17 protein-coding genes (1 of these 17 running past the window's edge) are annotated in these 20,111 nt (G+C 70.8%); 4 read left to right on the plus strand and 13 right to left on the minus strand.

Features of this window, described 5'->3' with window-relative positions; translation table 11 throughout:
• Both ACIBG4_RS31845 and ACIBG4_RS31850 read left to right on the plus strand, forming a co-directional pair.
• Positions 1-4,180 carry the end of a hypothetical protein gene (locus tag ACIBG4_RS31845; RefSeq protein ID WP_397204932.1) on the plus strand. The gene continues 24,545 nt to the left of window position 1, outside the view, so 4,180 of the gene's 28,725 nt are visible here — the last part of the coding sequence; the start codon falls outside the window, past its left edge; it ends in the stop codon at positions 4,178-4,180.
• A gap of 17 nt (positions 4,181-4,197) precedes the next feature.
• Positions 4,198-4,758: a hypothetical protein gene (locus tag ACIBG4_RS31850; protein ID WP_355440319.1), complete on the plus strand. Its 561-nt coding sequence runs from the start codon at positions 4,198-4,200 to the stop codon at positions 4,756-4,758.
• Between the two features lie 9 nt (positions 4,759-4,767).
• On the opposite strand, the gene ACIBG4_RS31855 is transcribed toward ACIBG4_RS31850, so the two are convergent.
• The 8 genes from ACIBG4_RS31855 to eccD all read right to left on the minus strand — a co-directional run bounded on the left by ACIBG4_RS31855 (position 4,768) and on the right by eccD (position 11,257).
• Positions 4,768-5,553: a hypothetical protein gene (locus tag ACIBG4_RS31855; RefSeq protein ID WP_397204933.1), complete on the minus strand. Its 786-nt coding sequence runs from the start codon at positions 5,551-5,553 to the stop codon at positions 4,768-4,770.
• 1 nt (position 5,554) lies between these two features.
• A complete protein-coding gene (locus ACIBG4_RS31860) occupies positions 5,555-6,691 on the minus strand; it encodes a hypothetical protein (RefSeq protein ID WP_397204934.1) in 1,137 nt (378 codons plus the stop codon).
• Positions 6,692-8,086 (minus strand): hypothetical protein, encoded by a 1,395-nt coding sequence (locus tag ACIBG4_RS31865; RefSeq protein WP_397204935.1) that lies wholly within the window; start codon positions 8,084-8,086, stop codon positions 6,692-6,694.
• 14 nt (positions 8,087-8,100) lie between these two features.
• Positions 8,101-8,511: a hypothetical protein gene (locus tag ACIBG4_RS31870; protein WP_310708282.1), complete on the minus strand. Its 411-nt coding sequence runs from the start codon at positions 8,509-8,511 to the stop codon at positions 8,101-8,103.
• Positions 8,512-8,572: 61 nt separating this feature from the next.
• The gene (locus ACIBG4_RS31875) at positions 8,573-8,866 is read right to left on the minus strand and encodes a WXG100 family type VII secretion target (protein ID WP_310708283.1); all 294 of its coding nucleotides are present in this window, start codon (positions 8,864-8,866) and stop codon (positions 8,573-8,575) included.
• Between the two features lie 10 nt (positions 8,867-8,876).
• Positions 8,877-9,224 (minus strand): WXG100 family type VII secretion target, encoded by a 348-nt coding sequence (locus ACIBG4_RS31880; RefSeq protein ID WP_310708284.1) that lies wholly within the window; start codon positions 9,222-9,224, stop codon positions 8,877-8,879.
• Positions 9,225-9,348: 124 nt separating this feature from the next.
• Complete coding sequence (locus tag ACIBG4_RS31885; protein WP_355440303.1) at positions 9,349-9,792, minus strand: YbaB/EbfC family nucleoid-associated protein; 444 nt, start codon at positions 9,790-9,792, stop codon at positions 9,349-9,351.
• A gap of 25 nt (positions 9,793-9,817) precedes the next feature.
• Complete coding sequence (gene eccD, locus ACIBG4_RS31890; protein WP_397204936.1) at positions 9,818-11,257, minus strand: type VII secretion integral membrane protein EccD; 1,440 nt, start codon at positions 11,255-11,257, stop codon at positions 9,818-9,820.
• A 378-nt stretch (positions 11,258-11,635) separates the two neighbouring features.
• Here eccD and eccCa point away from each other — a divergent pair, with 378 nt between their 5' ends.
• Positions 11,636-15,613, plus strand: a complete 3,978-nt coding sequence (gene eccCa / locus ACIBG4_RS31895) for a type VII secretion protein EccCa (protein ID WP_397204937.1) — start codon at positions 11,636-11,638, stop codon at positions 15,611-15,613.
• On the opposite strand, the gene ACIBG4_RS31900 is transcribed toward eccCa, so the two are convergent.
• The 5 genes from ACIBG4_RS31900 to ACIBG4_RS31920 form a co-directional block, all read right to left on the minus strand.
• Positions 15,607-16,770, minus strand: a complete 1,164-nt coding sequence (locus ACIBG4_RS31900) for a transglycosylase SLT domain-containing protein (protein ID WP_397204938.1) — start codon at positions 16,768-16,770, stop codon at positions 15,607-15,609. The genes eccCa and ACIBG4_RS31900 overlap by 7 nt on opposite strands.
• On the minus strand, positions 16,767-17,057 hold the full coding sequence (locus ACIBG4_RS31905) for a hypothetical protein (RefSeq protein ID WP_310708289.1): 291 nt from the start codon (positions 17,055-17,057) through the stop codon (positions 16,767-16,769). Before ACIBG4_RS31905 ends, ACIBG4_RS31900 begins: the two co-directional genes overlap by 4 nt.
• A gap of 60 nt (positions 17,058-17,117) precedes the next feature.
• Positions 17,118-18,278 carry a type VII secretion-associated serine protease mycosin gene (mycP, locus tag ACIBG4_RS31910; RefSeq protein ID WP_397204939.1) on the minus strand — a complete coding sequence of 387 codons (1,161 nt, stop codon included), beginning with the start codon at positions 18,276-18,278 and terminating at the stop codon, positions 17,118-17,120.
• 63 nt (positions 18,279-18,341) lie between these two features.
• Complete coding sequence (locus ACIBG4_RS31915) at positions 18,342-19,136, minus strand: hypothetical protein (RefSeq protein ID WP_310708291.1); 795 nt, start codon at positions 19,134-19,136, stop codon at positions 18,342-18,344.
• Between the two features lies 1 nt (position 19,137).
• A complete protein-coding gene (locus ACIBG4_RS31920) occupies positions 19,138-19,464 on the minus strand; it encodes a hypothetical protein (RefSeq protein ID WP_397204940.1) in 327 nt (108 codons plus the stop codon).
• Between the two features lie 123 nt (positions 19,465-19,587).
• Between ACIBG4_RS31920 and ACIBG4_RS31925 the strand changes: the two genes are divergently transcribed.
• The coding region (locus ACIBG4_RS31925) for a YbaB/EbfC family nucleoid-associated protein (protein ID WP_397204941.1) at positions 19,588-20,111 on the plus strand (524 nt) is incomplete at its 3' end.

Here is a 20,111-nt window from a genome sequence, read left to right on the forward strand (position 1 = left end):
CGACCTGGCCGACGCCCCGGGACGGCACCTCCGGCAGTATGTGAGCCTGACCGGGGACGAGCGCCTCCAGTGGCTGGGCGAGGCGGTCAGCCACATCGGCCGCCACCCGCAGGAGACCTGGGCGGATCTCGGCCGGCTGGTGGAACTCGCCGGGCCCGAGATGTTCGGCGGCCGGCTGGCTCCCACCGGGCAGACCGCCCTGACGGCGCTGGTCGCCGCGCGGGGGCCGGCAGCGCTGCTCGACCTGTACGTCGATGCCGTCCGTGACGGCTTCCAGCCGGTCGTCGCGGCGGCCACCCCCGGCCAACTCGCCACCGCTCTGGAGCAGGCCGAGCTGGTCAAGAACGCGTCCCGTCCCGGCCGCAGCGTGGATGACCTGATCAACAGGCCCGCTGCCCCGAACCTCGAGGCCGAGCAAGCAGCGGAGGATCGTGGCCGGCCGAGCCAGGAGCGGTCCGACCCCGGCGCCACCGGCCGGTCGGCGCCGGCCCCGCGGCCCTGGCACGCGCAGGACGGCTTCCGTGAGCCGACGCGGATCGGCCACTGGACCTTCCCCGGCGAACTGGTCCTCGGCCTGCTGTCCGGCGTGAAGGAGAGCGCGCGACTCAGCGGCGGCCGGATGAACGAGGGGAACGTGTGGAAGCTCGCCTTCCACGACGGCACGGCCGCGGTCCTCAAGGATCTGGCGGAGATCAGGTCCTTCAGTGGCGAGGCGTGGCTCGCTCGGCGGCGCGCCGACTCGGAGGAACTCGCCTCACTGGTCTACGAGGTCGTCGGCGCGCGGGTCCCCCGCGTCTACCGGATGGGCCCCACTCGTCTGCTCATCGAGCACCTCGACGGGTTCGCGCAGCCGAAAAGGCTGAACAACCAGCGGGACGTGCTGCTGATCGGCCTCGGTGACGCTCTGGTGCTGAACACCGACAGGTGGGGGCCCAACTTCATGGCGGCGCAGGACGGCCGGGTCGCGGGAATCGACCACGAGTTCTGCTTCGCCGAGCCGCACGACAAGCTCGTACCGAGAGGCGCTTCCCTGTGGGCGTCGCCCTTCATCGACCGGACGGAGGTGCTCGGCGAGGGCGACACCTCGTCGTTCGCCCACCACTGGACGGACGGCAACCCGCTGACCGCCGCCGACGTGGCGCGGATCACCTCCAGGCTGCAGGACCTGGAGCAGAACTTCGCGGCCAGAGGCAGGCAGGACTGGTACGCGGCGCTGATGGAGCGCTGGGCGGGCATCGCCGCGCACGCCACCGGGGGCGCCGGGTCGATCGTCGACTCCGCGGCGGGCCACGCCGATCTGGCGGCCACTCCTCTGGCGCAGCTGGCGCCCGAGCTGACAGCCAGGCATCGGGAGCTGATCCTGAAGTTCAGGCACCAGGTGCCGGCGGGCGTGTGGTACCGGGACCCGTCCGTGCCCGTCCTGCCGACGGCCGACCCGCGGCTCCTGCGGCCCACCGCCGGCGTCATCGACATCGGCATCACGGCCGACGGCACCCACTTCCGCATCGGCGATCATCGGCTCACCGTCGCCGACCTGGCCACCATGCTCGCCCACGACCCCCTCGTGATCGCCGCCCCGGATGCCGTCCTGCGCGTGCTGGGGTGCGCTTTCGCCCAGAACCGTGCCCTGCTGCAGGCACTCGCCGACATGACGGGGCACGAGGTGGTCGCCGGTGACCGGCTGATCTACATCGGCGCGGACCGCCAGGCGCACACCGCGTCCGTCCAGGAGTACACCGCCGACGGCCGGCCGGTCTTCCCGGCGAGTGACGACGGCGGCTGGCACCGTGCCGTGCCGAGGGCACGCGTCGCACCGCCCGAAGGCCCGGCCCAGGTTCCCGTCGCCTGGCCGGAGCCGAGACGCGGGCTGACGGCCGAGGTCATCGCCGCGGCCACGGCCGCGGCCGAGAGCAGCTGGACCACCATCGGCGAAGGCGAGGACGGCAGGGTCGACCTGCTCGTGCTGGACGAGGAGACCAGCGTGGTCAGGAAGGTCATGTGGGCGGGACACGCCCGCCCCCTCCACGCCGAGCTGCTCGCGGCGCTGGTGGGCGAGCGGCTCGGGGCGAACGTCGCGCACGCCCGGCCCCACCCGACCATGCCCGACGCCGTTCTGATGGAGCACCTGCCGGGGCGGCTGATCCTAGGGGCGGACGCCCAGTCCAAGCGCGGAGCGCTGCTGATCGAGCTGCTCGACATCCTCGTCATCAACCACGACAGGCTGGAGAACCTGCTGGAGGACGGCGACGACCTCTACGCGATCGACCAAGCGCGCGCGTTCGACATGACGCGCCTCGACCTCGCCTACCAGGGTGAACCTCTCGGCGGTAACTTCCTGGACTATGGATCGGACGGCCGGTTCGGCTGGGTCGACAACCCTCTGACCAGGACTGACGTCGACCTTCTCACGGAGCGCCTGTACGCCCTTCGCCCCGAGTTCGCACGGCGTGGCATGCTGGCCGAGTACGACGTGATGATGGACCGGCTCTACCACGTGGGCCTGCACGCGAAGGGCGACACCCCGCTCATCGCCTCGGCCCCGGATCCGGCCGTCGCCGCCCAGCACCACTTCGGCCCCGGAACCCCGGTCACGGGCACCGTCTACCGGGAGCTGGACGCCCCGGCGAAGCGGACCCGGCCGGGCAGCGAGTCCGAGGCGCCCGACACGATGCTCAGCATGCACGAGTACTTCCCCTTCCATGTCGCGCCCATGGAAGTCGTCATGTACTCGAGGACGGGCACCGACCTCGGCGACGGCCGGGTCAGTCACGCGCCCGGCACCAGGTTCAAGATCCTGGGCGTCCACCAGGGCGCCTACACCGCCCCGAACGGCGTAGGAGGGGACAGGCTCTACACGGTGGAGCTCCCCGCCGAGCCCCTGGCGGTACGGCAGGCACCCGCCCTCGAACCCCGGCACCAGGAGCTCATCCGGCAGTTCAGGCAGGAGGTCGCGGCCGGCGTGTGGTATCGCGACGCGGACTCCGCGGTGATGCCCACCGCCGACGCGCGGCTGCTGCGGCCCACGACCGGCATCCTCGACGTGGCGATCGCGAGCGACGGCGCCCACTTCCTCATCGGAACCCACCGGCTCACCGCCAGGGACCTGGGCGTCATGCTCGTGCACGACCCCCGGCTCATCGCGGCCCCGGACGCGGCCCTCAGGGTGCTGAGTGGCGGGATCGGCGCGAACCCGGCACTGCTGCAGGAGCTCGCCGACACGACCGGCCGTGAGATCATCGGCAGTGAGGGGCACGTCTTCGTCGGCGACTACCTGCAGGTGCACGCGACCACGTCACAGCGCTACTCGGACGACGGCCGGCCCATGTTCCCCGGCCGCGGCGACAGCGCCTGGCGCATCGCCGTCCCCGAGGCCAGGGTGACACCACCGACGGTCGCCGCCGAGGTCAGCGCGCCCCGGCATGAACCGGCGCCCGTTCCCGAGACGCTGCGGTCGCTGTTCGGCGCGGAGAACGTCACCTTCGTCGAGCTCGGCGGCGGCGAGGACGGTGTGGTGGACCTCATCAGGGTGGACGGCCGGCCGCGGGGCGTCAGGAAGACGATGCACCGGTTCGCGCGGCGCGCCGCGCCGCTGGAGGTCGTGGCCTCCCTGGTGGGGCAGGCGATCGAGGCCAACGTGCCCCGGGCGGTCCTGGACCCGGACGACCCCGGCACCGTGATCATGGAGTACATCGAGGGCTCCGCCATGCCGGACGACGATTCCGTGCTGCGCGGCCACCGCGGCAGGCGGGATGCGATCCTCATCGGGTTGCTCGACCTACTGACCGGGAACGTCGACCGGCACTTCGGCAACCTCCTGAAGACCGAGGACGGCAGGCTCTTCGGCATCGACCACGCCCGTGTGTTCAACCACGACCGGCTCAAGGTCCATCGGATGCAGCCGTTCACGTCCGCCTTCGTCGGGCGCCTGCCTGACGGCTCGTTCGGCTGGCTCGCCGCGAACCCGCTCACCAGGCAGGACGTCGAGCTGATCACCGAACGCCTGCACGCCTTGCAGCCCGAGTTCGATCGTCACGGTTTGCAGAGGGAGTTCTCGTTCATGATGGAACGGCTGTACCACGTGGGGCTGCACGCGAAGGGCGAGACATCCCTGATCGCCACGGAGTCCGGCCCGGTGGCGGGCGTCCGTCATCACTTCGGCGCGGGATCGGTCGTCGGGTGACGGGAGCGCACGGGAAGATGAGCACGCTGAAGGTACGGGAAGTCAGGTCGGGCGAGGTGCTCGGCACGATCAGCCGGCATCCTGACGGGGAGCTGGAGTTCAGCTCGGCAGAGATCCGGTCGATGCTGGAGAGGAGGGCCTCCGCCCGCGGCTGGACGTTGGAGGAAGCGTTCGACGGGGTGCGCGGGTGGAGCAACGGCTACCTGCAGATCATGCCCGCGATGTCGGTGGCCAGGGTGTTCGACGGCGCACGTGACGGGGTGCCGTACTTCCTGCCCGACCACCCGCGGGTGGTCGATCCGCGCCTGGCCGCCTACCTACGGGCGGGCACCCCGGTCCTGTCGACCACCGGCACGGACATCGACCGGATCGACCCCTCGCGAGGCCAGGTGGTGCCGCTCAGCTTCCGCACCGACGGCACCTGGATCTGGACCGACACCGTCACCTACTACCTCGAGGAGCACCAGATCCGCCCCGACGAGGAGCTGTGCGCGCATGTCATCGCCCAGGGCTACAGCTGTCCCGAGGTGGACGCCGCCACCGCCCGTCACGCGGTCGAGGAGCTGCGCGCCGTGTGAGGACCGGGCTCAGGTGGCCATGCCGGCGCCTGCGCCGGTCCCGGTCCCGCTGCCGCCCATCATCTTCTTCATCTGGTCACCCATGATGACCTTGGGCGTCAGCATGCCGGTCGCCTTGTCGTTGCCCAGGCCCAGCTGCGAGAAGTCCGCCGACGCCTGAAGCTGCTGGAGCTTGGCCTGCTGTTTGGCGCTGAGCTGCGTGACGCCCATGAACAGCATGCTGAGCGCGCCCGCGAACATCAGCGCCTTGGTCATGGCGCCGCGGGTGGTGTTGGCCGTCTGGCCCAGCGCCGGTGTCACCGCCACCTCGGCGGCGGCTCGGCCCCACAACGACACGGTGGCCACCGCCATGAAGGCCGCCCAGGCCACCATGAGACCACCCACGGCCGCGGCGACGTAGGACAGCGCGTTGTAGAGGTCCTTGGCGGAACGGCATCCGTCGCCGACGCCGTCACGCTGCTTGGCGTCGTTCTCGCACTCCGTCACGAAGTCGGCCATGACCTTCTCGACCATCTGGAAGGTTTCGCCCTCCCACTTGACCTCTTTCTTGAGGTAGTCGAGCAGCTTGGGGATGTCCTCCTTGACCTTGTCCAGCTCGTCCGTGACGCCACCGGCCACCCTCGTCTTCCACGCGTTGACGGCCTTCGCGAAGTCGTCCGGGTCGCAGATCATCGCGGCGAGCATCGCGGCGATCGAGAAGGCCAGCGGGCGGCGAATGATCAACGAGGCGCCAGCCGCGACGGTCGCGGCGGTGATGTACCGCTCCTTGGCTCCGGTGCTCTCCTCTTCCGCCATGTCACACGTCCTCGTGGCTCAGCACGGCGGGCGCGATGTCCTCGTCGCCCTCCCACACGGCCTCGTCCGCGCGCAGCGCCGTGGAGTCGGACTTCTCCTTCTCGTCCGCCCGGCCGCCCGCCATGCCGCCCGGCATCATGGGCATCATCGGCATGCCGCCGGCACCGGACCCCGCGAGGGCCCGGGCGACGTTGTTCACCCCGGCGGCGCCCGCTCCGACGCCGGCGGACCCGGTGCCGGTGTATCCGCCGCCCGGTGTGCCGTATCCGACGGTGGCCCTGCCGGGGTCGGTCACCCCGCCACCGGGCGTCTGTGTCGAGGGGATCGACGGTACGGACGGCTGGTAGTCCGCGAGCGAGGTCTTGCTCGGGTCCAGCCCGTTCTGGTCGAGGCCCGGGGTGGTGAGCTCAGGATTCTTCAGGTCCGGCTGGTCGAGGTCCGGCTGCTGGAGATCCGGGGTCTTCAGATCCGGCTGGTTGAGGCCGGGGTTGTTCAGGTCCGGCTGGTTGAGATCGGGCTGCTGCAGATCCGGGGTCTTCAGATCCGGCTGCTTGAGGTCGGGGTTGTTCAGGTCCGGCCGGTTGAGATCGGACTGCTGCAGATTCGGGGTCTTCAGATCCGGCTGGTTGAGGCCGGAGGTGTTCAGGTCCGGCGTCTTCAGACCCGCCGTGTCGATCCCCGGCATACCGCCCGCGCCGAGCCCGCCCGCACCGAGCCCGCCCGCGCCGAGCCCGCCCAGATCAGGAGCGCCCATCTGCGAAATGTCGCTGTCCAGCCCGCCGGCGGCCTTCTTGCTCTCGTCCTCGGCCGCCACGTACCGGGCATCGGCGACCTGGAACGCGTCGTACCAGGACTTCAGCACCTGGCGGGCGACGTTGTAGGTGTCGGTCTTCTGGTCGCGCATCGTGTCGTGCGAATTGTTGAGGCCGTAGCCGCTGGCGCCGGTGAACCCGAGCGTGATGGTGCCGGTGCGATGCAGGAGACCGGACATGTGCTCGCGGTCGCCTTCGATCCTGCCCCCGCTCTTGGCGATCTCGTCCTCGGTGAACGACACCATGGAGGACGGCTGCGGCATGCCCTGCCGCAGGAGCTGCTGGCTGAGCTGCTGGCTGAGCTGCTGCGACGGGTCGGTCGCCATCTAGGCCCTCTCCCCCACCGTCGGCGTGGTCACGTCGAGCTGGACCGCGAACGGGTTGCGGTCCTCGCGCAGGTCCGTGGTGTACTCCTCACCGCCGCCGTCGGCGCCCCCTCCGCCCAGCACCGGCGGGATCATGCCCATGCCGCTGCCCGTCCCGCGCGGGACGGCCGAGGAGGCGGACGCCGCCGCGCCGTACTGGGGACCGCCGAGCACGGACGGCACGCCGTATCCGGGCTGCAGCGCCTGCGGCTGCCCGCCCACGAGGAGGTTGGGCGAGTACTGGGTGGTGGGCGTGGTGATCGGGGTGGTGATGGGGGTGCTGATGGCCGTGAGCGGCTGGTGCTGCGGGAAGTACGAGGCGGAGTCCGTGCTGCGCGGGTCCGGATCCTTGCCGATCACGGCGGGAGTGGTCTCCCTGTCCCCTCGCGCGTCACCCTGCCCGTCCCGGCCGGAGGACTGCTGGTCCTGGCCGGTGCCCGGCGTGTCCGTTCCGGGCGTGCCGTCCGTGCCGTCGCCGCGGTCGCCCGGCTGCGAGCCGTCCTGCCCGTTCGGGCTGTCCTGGCCGTTCCCGGGGTTCTGCCCGTCCTGCCCGGTTCCGGGGTTCTGCGGGTCGCGGGCGTCGGCGGAGCCGCCCGGGTCGCGGGCGTCCGGCGAACCGCCGACCGTGGCGCCGGGGCCGCCGGAGCCGTCGTGCCCGGCCGAGGTCCCGCCGCCGTCGAATCCGCCTCCGCTGTACGAGCCGCCGCCCCCTGACGATCCGCCGAGGCCCGCGCCGAACGGCGTGATGGTCAGATCAGGGCCCTGCTTCGGCCCCCCGGTGTCCGAGGGGATGTCCACCTCGGGCACCTCGTAGAACACGTGCTGGGGGATGTACATCGCCCACAGATCGACGATGCGCTTGTTCAGGTCCTGAAGGACCTTCTGCGCCTCCTTGTCGGGGTCACGGTCCTCCCCGGTCTCGGAGCGCGGAATCCCGGTGGTCCCGCCGCCGGTGTTCTCCTCCGTGCCGGCGGGCTTCTCGGCAGGTATCGCGGCGATCTTCTGGCGCGCCTGGGGGAGGTATTCGTTCCCGTACAGGCTCAGCGACGTGGACATCAGCCCCATGGCGGAGGCGAGCTCGAGCCCGGTGGCGTTGAGCATCTGCAGGGCCTTCTGCACGTGCGGCGACGTCTCGCCGCCCCACTCGGCCGCGAGCCGCTTGGCGATCTTGGGCAGCTCCTCGGCGGCCTTGCGCACCGCCTGCTCCGCGTCCGCGAAGGTCTGCCCCGCCTTCGTCACCTCACCAGGCGAGGTGCTCTCCAGCCACGCCTTGATCTGCTCGCGTGGAGCGGCGACCGGCCCGTCCTCGGGGATGCGCGACGCGTCCCTGATGAGGAGCAACTCCGACTTGGCCACGACTTGCCTTCCCCTCAGGACTTAGGCCGGACCCCGTCCGGGTCGTACTTCTCGTAGGTGTCGGCATGCGAGCGCAGCGCTTTCGCGACGTCCTCGATGCCCTTGACCATGAGTCCGTAGACGTGGGCGAGCCCGGCGGCTCCTCGGGGAGCCTGACCGCCTCCGGTGTTGCCGACGCTGTGCGCCAGGTCGCTGGCGGCCTTCCACTTGCCGATCTCGGCCTCGCCGAGCTGGATGCCCCGCACCGTCTCGACCGTGCCCGATCCGCTCTTGAGCGTGGTGAGCAGCGTCTCGAGTTCGCCGGCGAATCCGCGCAGCTTCTCGACGTCGTAGAAGAGGACGTCCTTGTCGACCTTGAGCCCGGGCCAGTCAGGATCGACGTAGAGCTCGTCCTGGCCGCCCTCCATGGCGTCTTTGCTGGTCATGCTCCTCCCCGAAAAGCGCCGGCGGGCCCTGCCCGGCAGTCGGCCCGCCCGTCACGATGTGCTACCTGGTCCAGCTCGCCCGGTTCCTGGCTTCGGCGGCCATGTAGTTCTCCTTGGCGGTCTGCACCGCTGCGGCCGCCTCGCCGAGCTGCCGGCGCATTTCAGCCTCGGACTTGTTCCACATCTCCTGGTTGTCGATGAAGTCGCCCTTGGCGCCACCCTCCCACGCCTCACCGAGGATCTTGGAGAGGTCCGTGATCATCTGGTCGGTCTCCGTGCTGAGGTCGGTGACCACCTTGGCGAGCTGGCCCACCGCCGCTTCCATCAGCGGCCAGTTGGCGTAGACCTGCGACATGACGCTCTCCTTACTGCGCGTAGCGGTCGCCGGAGGCGCCCGTGTTGATGAGCATGTCCACCCGGTTCATGGCCTGCTCGACCTCACCGCGCACCTGCGCGTAGGTCTGCGCGTTGGCCCCCATGGCGTCGGCGATGCGCCGCAGGTCGGCCTCGATCTTGCCCGCCTGCGCGTCCCAGTTGTCCATCGCCGTCTTGAACTTGCCTGACGCGGCGCCCCGCCAGGCCGCCACGGTCAGCTCGTCCACCTCCTGCTTGACGCCCTTCCGCATGCCCATGATCCATTCAATGGTCTGGACGACACGGATCTGCGCCTGTTGGATCTGCTCGTCGTTTGCCCCGTAGCCCTGGAGATCCATCGCGTTCCTCCGCGTTCTCTAGCTTCACCACAGCCGCAACAGAGGCGGGCAATCGCGGTGTTCTGACACAAGAGCTTCACCGGGCAATTTAGCACCGTTGACCCCATTGAGGGCAGGTTTACGGTCAAAGATCCAGACGACGGCTGATTGCCGTTAACTCGCCCATAACGCTGTCGAAAGTTCGGTTATAGGCCGCTTCCGCGCTCCGCAGCCGGTCCAGGGCGGCGTCCGGGTCCTTGACGAGGCGCATCGGGTTGTCCTCCTCGCCGTAGACCTCCACCATCGCCTCCTCGACGCGTGCCTGGTGGTCGGCGACGGCCGCCTGGATGGTGGCCTTGATCTTCTCGGCCAGCTCCTCGGAGCCCAGCCGCATCGCCTTGGGCCGCAGCTCCAGCTCCCGCAGTCCTTGGCCGCCGAACTCGACGTGCACCAGGTTGTCCGCGTCGCTGGCCCGCCCGACGACGGCGGACAGCGCCTTCTGCGCCTCCTCGGCCTGCGCCACCTGCTGCTCAGCGATCTTCAGCAGCCTGTCGACGTCGATCCCGGGGAAGTTCTGGTAGTCGTCCACTGACCCTCCTTCGACAACGGGCACCTCAGCCGGACAGGCCGCGGACCCACGCGTACACCTCGAGAACCCCCAGCGCCAGCGGGAACAGGCCGCCGATCAGGATGAGGTCCACGATGTCGCCCGCCCTCCCCCAGAACGGCGAGGGCTTGCTCGTCTGCAGCCAGACGCCGATGCCGGCCGCCATCAGCGCGAGCCACAGCAACCCGGTGGCCACGAGCGCCCCGGTGACCCCGCCCGCGCCCAGGCTCATCGAGACCGCCAGCACGGTCAGCCCGGCCAGGCCCGCGATGTTGAGCCACAGCCGGGCGCCGAATCCGCTGAAGACCCGGGCGCGCATCAGCAGCGTCAGCGAGATCACCACGGACATGATCCTCGCCAGCATCCCGCCGTCCACCACGAGGAAGATCTGGGCGATCACGGCCGTCAGCGTGATGCCCGCCACCATCCCCGTCACGTAGCGCCTGGCCCGGCCGGTGCGCTCCCTGACGCCCACCGCGTCGAGCTGCTGGTTGTCGCTGCGCAGCTCGTCCGCCGTCGTCGGCATGCTCGGCAGCGGCACCCCCGCCAGGCGGAACGACAGCGTCGGGATGAGCGGGGTGAAGGCCAGCAGCACGGTGACGGTCATCGCCGCGACACCGGCGGCGGGCAGGGCCGAGAACATCAGGACGGCGGTCATCACCACCCCGGCGACCGAGGCGATGGCCACGCCGAGGAAGCCCGGGCTGCCGTCGGCGATCAGCGTGCCGCCGAACGTGGCGACCAGCGCCGTGCACGCGAAGGCCGCCAGCAGGCTCGGGACCCCGGCGGCGCCGAACCCGGCATCGCCGACCGGGAACAGCAGGCCGGTGAGGAACGCGTACGGCAGCGCGGCGTAGCCCATGGGGGCACCGGAGCCCGCCTGGCCCATCGCCCGCGACATGATCGTGCCCGTCGCGACGAGCAGCAGCGCGAAAACCCCCGCCACGATGACGGTCAGCGGCCACGGCGCCCGCGAGAGCATCAGGGCCAGTGCCCCCGCCGCCAGGAGGGTGCAGGCCGCGCCGAGGCCGAACCGCCGGGTGTGGGACGACAGCCACTCGCCGCCGCCGTCCTTCACGCCGGTGGCGACCACGTCGGCCACGTCGTCGAACAGCGCGGGCGGCAGGATCGCGTCGCGCGGCCGCAGGTACAGCACCTCGCCGTCGAGCACGCCCACGGCGCCGAGGCTCTGGCCGAGGTCGAAGGGCTGCCCTCCGAGCCGCTGCAGCACCCAGCCGGGCCCCGCGGCCGCGTCGCCGTCCACCTCACCGACCGCGCGCAGCAGGCCGGGCAGGACGTTGGGCAGCGGGATGTCCGCGGGCAGCGCGAGGTCGGCCCGCTTGCGCGGCGCGACGACGGTGACATGGCACAGCGGCGGCAGCGGCGCCGAGACCTGCGGCAGCGCTCCCTGCCGCGCCGGTCCGGACGGGGGATGGCCCAGGCCCATGGGTCCCTGCGGGGGCAGGGGGACGGGACCGTGCGGTCCCTGCCCCGGCGGCAGCCCGCCCGGCGGCAGCGCTCCAGGGGGAACGCCTCCAGGGGGGACGCCTCCGGGCGGAACGGCCCCGGGGGGAACGCCTCCGGGTGGAACGGCTCCAGGGGGAACGGCTCCGGGCGGCACCGGACCAGGGGGCATCGGCCCCGCGTGCGTCGGCCTGGGCATGAAGGGGCCCTGCACCGCCCCCTGCGCGCCCGGTCCCGGCTGTTGCCTCACTGCTCCCCTTTCCCACAACCCCGTGTGGTCACTTATGGAAACATATCGGGCGCACCTCATTCTCGAGTGCCAGGCGAGAAAGTCATCGCGGAACACCAGGAGGCCCATCCGGTGGGAATCGTCATCGTGCGCCGTCCCGAACGCCGCCCACCGCCCAAGCCGCCGCGCGGCGAGGTGCTGCTGGAGTCTCCACCCGAGATCCCCGAGGTGCAGAGCCAGGGCTTCATGGGGGTCCTCACCTACCTGCCGATGGTCGCGGGCGGCGCCGCCATGGGGCTGATGTTCACCGCGGGCGGCAACGGCAACCCCCTCATGTACGTGGCGAGCGGCCTGTTCGCCTTCTCGATGGTGGGCATGACGCTCGGTCAGATGGGCCGCCAGTCGAGCGACCGCAAGAACCGGCTCAACAACCAGCGGCGCGACTTCTTCCGCTATCTGGGGCAGATCCGCAGGAAGGCCCGCAGCGCCGCGAAGCAGCAGCGCGAGGCCCTGGAGTGGAGTGGGCCCGCCCCCGACTCGCTGTGGTGGGTGGCGATGGGCCCGCGCCTGTGGGAGCGCAGGCCGCGCGACGAGGACTTCAGCACCGCACGGCTGGGCACCGGCGTGCAGAAGCTGGCCGTCCAGCTGGTGCCGCCGGACTCCAAACCGGTCGAGGACCTGGACGCGCTGACGGCAGGAGCGTTGCGCAGATTCGTCAGGGCCCACTCGACGGTGTCACGGCTGCCCGTCGCGGTGGCGCTCGGCTCGTTCGCCCGCATCAAGCTGAGCGGTGATCTCGCGGCCATGCGGTCGCTCGTCAGGGCGATGGTCTGCCAGCTCGCGGTGTTCCACTCGCCGGACGACATGCGGATCATGGTGTGCGCCGGCGAGGAGTCGATGCCCCACTGGGACTGGGTCAAGTGGCTGCCGCACGCCCTGCATCCGGAGGAGGTCGACGCGGCAGGCCCGGTGCGCCTTCTGTCGGACGACCTTTCGGCCCTCGACAGGCTGGTCGGCGGCGAGCTCAAGGAACGGGCCCGGTTCAAGCCCGGCGCGCCCGCGGACGCGCTGCCGTACCACATCGTGATCATCGACGGCGGGCACGTGCCGCACGAGTCGCAGATCGGCGGGGACGCCATCCAGGGACTCACCGTGATCGACCTGTCCGATGCCGCGGGGCACGTCGAGGAACGGATTATGCTGCGGCTCGACATCCAGCACGACGGCTTCCACATGGTCAAGATCGACCACGCGGGCAAGGAGCAGCGGACGCGGCTGGGCGACCCCGACGTGCTCGACTACGCGCGGGCCGAGGGCCTGGCCAGGCAGCTCGCGCCGCTGCGGCTGTCCACGGCGGGCGGCGAGACCCAAGACGTGCTCGCCGTCAACACCACTCTGACGGACCTGCTCGGCGTCGGCGACCCGACCCGGCTCGACCCGGCCGTGACCTGGCGGTCCAGGGCGGGGCGCAACCGGCTGCGCGTGCCCATCGGGCTCGGCGCCGACGGCCGCGTGGTCGAGCTGGACATCAAGGAGTCGGCGCAGGGCGGCATGGGACCGCACGGCCTGGTCATCGGCGCGACCGGCTCGGGCAAGAGCGAGCTGCTGCGCACCCTGGTCCTCGGGCTGGCCGTCACCCACTCCTCGGAGATTCTCAACTTCGTCCTCGTCGACTTCAAGGGCGGCGCGACGTTCCTCGGCCTGGATGCGCTCCCGCACGTCTCGGCGGTCATCACCAACCTGGCCGACGAGCTTCCCCTGGTCGACCGCATGCACGACGCCCTGCACGGCGAGATGGTCAGGAGGCAGGAGCTGCTGCGCGCGGCGGGCAACTACGCCTCGCTGCGCGACTACGAGCGGGCCCGCGAGCAGGGCGTCGATCTGGCCCCGATGCCGACGCTGTTCGTCGTCCTCGACGAGTTCAGCGAGCTGCTGACCGCGAAACCCGAGTTCATCGAGCTGTTCGTGATGATCGGCCGGCTGGGCCGATCGCTCGGGGTGCACCTGCTGCTGGCCTCGCAGCGTCTGGAGGAGGGCCGGCTGCGCGGCCTGGACACGCACCTGTCCTACCGGATCGGCCTGCGCACCTTCTCGGCCATGGAGAGCCGCGTGGTGCTGGGTGTGGCGGACGCCTACGAGCTGCCCTCCGCGCCGGGCAACGCGTTCCTGAAGTTCGACACCACGGGTATGACCAGGTTCAAGGCAGCCTACGTGTCCGGGCCGTACGCGCCCGCCCAGCACCTCACAGCCGGCAGCGGCGGCGGGGGGCCGAGCGACAACATCGTGGAGTACGGCCCCACGTACGTCCCCCTGCCCGCCGTGGAGGAGGCCCCCGAGGAGAAGGCCCCGGCCGAGGAGGCCTCCTCCCAGACGAGCCTCCTCGACGTCGTGGTCGGCCGGCTGCAGGGCCAGGGACCGCCCGCGCACCCCATCTGGCTGCCGCCGCTGGGCGAGCCGCCCCTGGTCGGTCACCTGCTGCCCCCGCTGTCGGTCACGCCCGAGCACGGCCTGTCCACCACCGGCTGGGAGGGCCGCGGCCGGATGTGCGCGGTCGTCGGCATCATCGACAAGCCGTTCGAGCAGCGCCGCGACCCCTACTGGGTGGACCTGTCCGGAGCGGCCGGGCACGTCGGCGTCGCGGGCGGCACGCAGAGCGGCAAGAGCACCGTGCTGCGCACTCTGATCACCAGCATGGCGCTCCTCCACACACCCCGCCAGGTGCAGTTCTACTGCCTGGACTTCGGCGGCGGGTCGCTGGCGGCGCTGGAGGGCCTGCCGCATGTGGGAGGCGTGGCCAGCCGCCTCGACGGCGACCGGGTGCGGCGGACCGTGGCCGAGATCGCCGGCATCCTCCAGGACCGCGAGCGGACCTTCGCCGAGCTGGGCGTCGACTCGATCGCCTCCTACCGCAAGCTGCTGGCGAGCGGGCAGATCGATGGCGACGGCTGGGGTGACGTCTTCCTGGTCGTGGACGGCTGGCTGACGATCCGGCAGGAGTTCGAGGCGCTGGAGCCGGTGATCACCGATCTGGCGGCCCGCGGCCTCGGCTACGGCATCCACGTGATGGCCGCCACGAACAAGTGGTCGGAGTTCCGGGCGAGCATCCGCGACCTGTTCGGCACCAGGGTCGAGCTGAAGCTCGGCGACGCCTACGAGTCCGAGGTCAACAGGAAGGCCGCGCTCGCCGTGCCCGAGGGCGCCCCCGGCCGGGGACTGACCAAGGAGGGGATGCACTTCCTGACGGCGCTGCCGCGCATCGACGGCGTGCAGAGCGCCGACGACCTGGCCGAAGGCCTGCGCGCGCTGGCCGACGCGGTCAGGGAGGCCTGGACGGGGCCCGTGGCTCCGCCCGTGCGGCTGCTGCCCGCCATCCTGCCGGCCGCGCAGCTGCCCGGACCCGACCAGACGGGCAAGCGGATTCCCATCGGGATCGACGAGAACACCCTGTCGCCGGTGCTGCTCGACTTCGACGTGGACCCGCACTTCGTGGTGGTCGGCGACACGGAGAGCGGCAAGTCCAACCTGCTGCGCCTCATCTGCGAGGGCCTGGTGGCCCGGCAGACACCGCACGAGGCCATGATGATCGTGATCGACTACCGCAGGTCATTGCTGGACTCGGCCGTCACCGACCACCGCATCGGCTACGCCGCGTCGAGCACGGCCGCCGCGGCGCTGATCAACGACGCCAAGGCGGCTCTGCTCAAGCGACTGCCCCCGGCCGACCTGACCCCGGAACAGCTCAGGTCGCGCAACTGGTGGCAGGGGTCGGACCTGTACATCGTGGTCGACGACTACGACCTCGTGGCCACCTCCTCCAACCCGCTGCAGCCGCTGGCCGAGCTGCTTCCGCAGGCCCGCGACATCGGGCTGCACCTGGTGCTGGCCCGGCAGATGGGCGGGCTGGGCCGCGCCATGTTCGACCCGGTCATCACGAAGCTGAAGGACATGGCGAGCCCGGCCCTGGTCATGTCGGGCAACAAGGACGAGGGTCAGGTGTTCGGCAACATCAGGCCACACCCGCTGCCCGCGGGCCGCGGGTACTTCGTGGAGAGGCGGACGGGCACCCGGCTCACCCAGAGCGCCCTCCACACGACCGAGGAGGTTCAGTAGGGACGGTAGGGACCGCCGTGCTCCACGGACTCGATGCCGGGGTGGTTCGCCAGGTTGCCGTAGCGGCTGTAGGTGTAGAGCACCCCGGCGATGATGTTGTCCACCGGGTTGAGGATCTCGTTGTGGCCGGGCAGCTTGTGGGCGTTGAACGTGGGCGGGATCGTCTGCATCAGCCCCTGTGACGGCACGCCGTTCTTGGCGTTGATGTCCCAGTTGTTGATGGCGTTGGGGTTGCCCCCCGACTCGTGATGGATGACGGTCCAGATCCGCTGGATGTCCGTGGGGTCGTTCGGGTCGAGATCGCTGACGTCGATGCCGCGCTGGGCGAGGACACCAGCCATCTCGGGCGACGTGATGATCTTCAGCGCCTCCTTGATCCAGTCGACGACCTGCGCCTTGGGCGCGGGGGTGCCGCCGTTGGCGGAGGTGCCGCCGTACTCGTAGCCCGGCTCGCCCTTCACGCCCGCCGCGCCGGCGCCGCCCTGGCCTCCGCCGGAGCCGCCGCTGCCGCCGGAGCCGCCGTCCGACGCTTGGTAGCCGGGCGTGCGCAGCCAGCCGTTCGCGGTCGCGGTGAACTGCTCCGGCGTCGGCGCCTTGAAGTCGGAGAAGCTGTAGATCTTCGCGTCGCCGATCCTGGCCCCGATGGTCGTGGCCGCTCTGGAGATCTCGTCGTGGACCGGCTTGAGCTTCGGTTCGGCCTCGTCGGCGGCGTCATTGGCGAGCTTGGCGATGGCCTTGTCGAGCTGTGCCTGGGTGCCGTCGGGATTCTGCTTGTAGAACCGCCGCTGGTAGGCGCCCGCGTCGTCCAGGAGGCGGCCCGCGATGGCGTCGATCTCGCGCCGGGCCGTACGCAGGTCCTCGGCCACCTTCTCCAGGGCGGACGCGCACGCGACGAGCCCGTCGTCGACTCCCTCCCCCGCCCGGCGGAACTTGCCCATGTACGACACGAACGCCTCGGAGGAGGGGCCCTGCCAGGCGTTGTCGACCTTCGTCACCGCGTTGCCGACCCCGCCGACGTAGTCGAGGGCCGTGGCACCGGCGTTGCGCCAGCGGTTGGCGACGTTCTGGATGGCCGTGGGGTCGCCGTCCACCTTGTCGATGATGTCGGCCAGCCTGGCGCCGCCGGACAACTCTCGGATGACCGAACTGGCGATCACGGCGTGTCCGCTTCCTTGACGTTCTGCTCGACCTTGTCCAGCGCCTTCTCCACCGCCCGCAACCGCTCGGCGGCCTCGCCGAACTCCTTCTTGATGGTCTCTTCGTCGACCTTCTTGATCTGGCCGACGAGGGCCCCGGCGCCGTCGAGCTTGCCGAAGAGCTTGGCGGCGTCGGTCTCCGCGGCCGGCTTCAACTCGCCGTAGGCCCGGTCGAAGTCCTTGGCCAGCCTGTAGGCGGCTCTGCCGCAGTCCTCCAGGGCTTTGTAGTGAACATCGAGCACCACCACCGAGCGGCTCCTTCCCTCAGATCGTGATCATGGTGTCATGGCCGGCACTGGAAACACGGCCTAGCCCGCGCGCCATCCGCGTCTCCTGCCCCTGGGGCCGAACACCCGCCCCGCCACGGTGAGACCCGCCAGCACGAGGGCGCCGACGGCCACGGAGCTCGCCATCGTGATGGCCCGCTGGTCGACCGGTGGCGCCTTGGTCACCACGTCCGCCGGCAGCGGCGCGGGCTCGGGCGGAGCCAGCGCGATCTGCTCCGACACCAGCACCTGAGTGACCGCGAGCCATGGGTTGACCACCCCGGCTCCGGTGCCGTTGCCGAGCGCGCCGTCCGCCGTCCGCTCGATGCGCCAGCGCACCTGCTGCTGGGTCAGCCGCGGGTGCCGGGCGCGCACCAGGGCCGCGACCCCGGCCACGTACGGTGCGGCGAAGCTGGTGCCCTCCTGCTCCGTCCTGTAAAGGCCGCCCGTCCACGTGGTGACCAGGTTCTGGCCCGGGGCCAGCACCGAGACCTTGCCCTGGGCGTTGGAGAAGTCCGACCGCCTGCCGTCCTCGGTGACCGAACCGACCGACAGCACTCCCTCGTACGCCGCGGGGTAGATGCGCGGTGACTTCTCGCCCGGGTTGACGTTGCCCGCGGCCGCCACCACGACGATGTCCTGGGACAGCGCGTACTGCACCGCCGCCTTCAGGTCCGGCTGGTCGGACGTCTGCATGGAGATGTTGATCACGTCGACGCCCAGCTCGGCGGCCTTGACGATGCCCTTGGCCAGGAGCCCCACGTCGCCGGTGGTGCTGTTGGCCTGCTTGATGGAGATGAGCCGGACGCCGGGTGCTATGCCGTAGAACGGGACGCCGGTCCTGGGCCGGGCCGCGATGATCCCGGCGACGGCCGTGCCGTGCCCGACGCAGTCACGGTGTCCCGTGCCGGTCAGGTCGATCTGCTTGCTGACGGCCAGTTGCCGGTGACGTATGTCCACGCCGCTGTCGATGACCGCGACCGTGACGCCCTCGCCCCTCGTCAGCCCCCACACCCTGGTGAAGTCCAGTCGCCGGAGGGCCCATGACTGGCTGATCTTGCCGGTTCCGGCCTCTGGTGTGCATCGCTCAGGGGCTGCGTCCTGTCGCACGACCGCTTTGGCCTGCGGGAGCGGCGCCGCCACCGCGGGGGCGGCGGCGCTGCCCAGGAGGAAGAGGGCAGCCAACCCCACTCGTACGATCATGGCATTTCAGAGTAGCTGCACCATTTGCCCGATGCCACCGAAGGCCGCACTCCAAGACTGCGACTACTTCCCGGGCGCCACCCAGTCGAAGTTCTGGTAACCAGGGGGCAGCTCGCCCGGCCTGGTCGGTTCCTGGTACGACGGGTAGAGCTTGGTGTCGATGGTGGCCTGCTTGAAGTTCACAGCCGCGCCGGCGCCGGGAAAGACGTAGCCGAACTGGTGGTCCTTCTTCATCATGGTGCCGAGGATGTCGCCCGCCGCCTGCATCCCCCCTCGCAGGAGAAGGGTGAACACGGCCACCGCCCCGTTGGTGGCCGTGGCGATGATCTTCTCGTACAGCATGCCGGCGGCCGCCGTGTGCGGCATCCGCTGGAGGAGTTTGGCGGTCAGCAGGGCGGTGACGCAGCCTCCAGCCGTGGCGGCCAGTTTGAGCCAGTAGCCCCGGTAGCCCGCCGCCACCTCGTCGATCATGCCGCCGATCTGCGTGAAGGCACTGCGGAGCGCCTCCATCTCCGTGTCGAACATCCACAGGACCCGCTCGTACTCCCCCCTGTCGGCGGCTATCCAGCTGTTCTTCTGCGCGCTGGCCAGCTGCGACAGCAGCTGCTTCACGCCGCCGTCCATGCGGGCGGCCATCCCGCTCTTCCAGTTGGCCGCCGCCTGCGCCATGCCGGGTTCGTTGGCGATGGCGGTGCTCGCGATGGCGACGCCGGGCAGCAGCCAGAGGGAGATCTTGCCGAGCGCCTTCAGCGCCTCCAGCACCCTGGGCCCGACCGGCTCGACCGGGGGCCGCGGGTATGGGCTGTACTCGCCCAGAATGGGCAGAGGACCGTAGGCGGAGCCGGCGAAGGGTCCCATGTCAGCGGGACTTCACGATGCTGTGGTCCTCGGCCGCCCGCCAGTTCCGCTCGCACACGGTCAGCGCCTCCACCCAGCTCTCGACCGCCTGCTCGGCCTGCTCCAGCACCTCGTCGGCCTGGCGGCACACGCCCCGGTAGGTGTCGCCCAACACCCACTCACCGCAGAGGCCGAAGCCGGCCCCGTCGACGTCGAGCGTTCCGGCCAGGCTCCGGAGGAACTCCACATGCCCCTTCAGCTCTTTGTCGACCCGTCCACGGATGTAGAGGATCGCCTCGGAGGTGACGTGGATCTGCGTACCGGGCGCCATGGGTGCTTGTACTGTCACATGTACGAATTCTTCCTGTTTCGCCGCCCGAGATCACCGCCTCGCGGCAAACTTAATGATCAGTTGGCGGATCGGTCAGCCGCCGGTCCCCGCTCGTTAACCGTAGGTCGATGGCGTGATGCCATGGACCACAACCAGCCTCCGTTCGGCGACCCCCGCTTCCAGGAACTCGACCGGCTCGTGCGGGAGAGCGAGCGCTCGATGCGCGAGCTCGAGCTGGCCATGCGCGACCTGCGCGAGCTGACGGGACAGGGGGAGAACCGGGCCGGGACGGTGTCCGCCCGGGTGGACGCCGACAGCCGGCCGGTCGAGGTGAGGATCAGCGCCCGGGCCATGCGGCTGGACGCGGAGGAGCTGGGCCGCGAGGTCGTGGCGGCCGTACGGGCCGCGCAGGAGGACCACGAGCGGCGAACCCAGGAGCGGCTGGCGGGCGTGGCAACCCCCGACGAGTCGCTGCTGAGCACGTTCAAGCGGGATCTGGAGGAGCTGCAGGACTCCTACTCCAGGGAATGGGACGAACGACTCGACGGCATGCGCCGCGGGGGGGGGGGGGGGGGGGGGGGGGGGGGAGCCACCGCCGCCGCCCCCCCGCCGCCGGCCCCCGCGAGCACGCAAAGAAGGACACCCCCGCCGCGCGGGCCCCCCCC

It is taken from the genome of Nonomuraea sp. NPDC050383 (assembly GCF_044459125.1).
Lineage (GTDB): Bacteria > Actinomycetota > Actinomycetes > Streptosporangiales > Streptosporangiaceae > Nonomuraea.

What these genes read in the sequence shown, in the direction of transcription:
- ACIBG4_RS31850 (WP_355440319.1), top strand. Translation starts at nt 4,198, where the DNA reads ATGAGCACGCTGAAGGTACGGGAAGTCAGGTCGGGCGAGGTGCTCGGC.
- ACIBG4_RS31855 (WP_397204933.1), bottom strand. Translation starts at nt 5,553, where the DNA reads ATGGCGGAAGAGGAGAGCACCGGAGCCAAGGAGCGGTACATCACCGCC.
- ACIBG4_RS31860 (WP_397204934.1), bottom strand. Translation starts at nt 6,691, where the DNA reads ATGGCGACCGACCCGTCGCAGCAGCTCAGCCAGCAGCTCAGCCAGCAG.
- ACIBG4_RS31870 (WP_310708282.1), bottom strand. Translation starts at nt 8,511, where the DNA reads ATGACCAGCAAAGACGCCATGGAGGGCGGCCAGGACGAGCTCTACGTC.
- ACIBG4_RS31875 (WP_310708283.1), bottom strand. Translation starts at nt 8,866, where the DNA reads ATGTCGCAGGTCTACGCCAACTGGCCGCTGATGGAAGCGGCGGTGGGC.
- ACIBG4_RS31880 (WP_310708284.1), bottom strand. Translation starts at nt 9,224, where the DNA reads ATGGATCTCCAGGGCTACGGGGCAAACGACGAGCAGATCCAACAGGCG.
- eccD (WP_397204936.1), bottom strand. Translation starts at nt 11,257, where the DNA reads ATGGGCCTGGGCCATCCCCCGTCCGGACCGGCGCGGCAGGGAGCGCTG.
- mycP (WP_397204939.1), bottom strand. Translation starts at nt 18,278, where the DNA reads ATGATCGTACGAGTGGGGTTGGCTGCCCTCTTCCTCCTGGGCAGCGCC.
- ACIBG4_RS31915 (WP_310708291.1), bottom strand. Translation starts at nt 19,136, where the DNA reads ATGGGACCCTTCGCCGGCTCCGCCTACGGTCCTCTGCCCATTCTGGGC.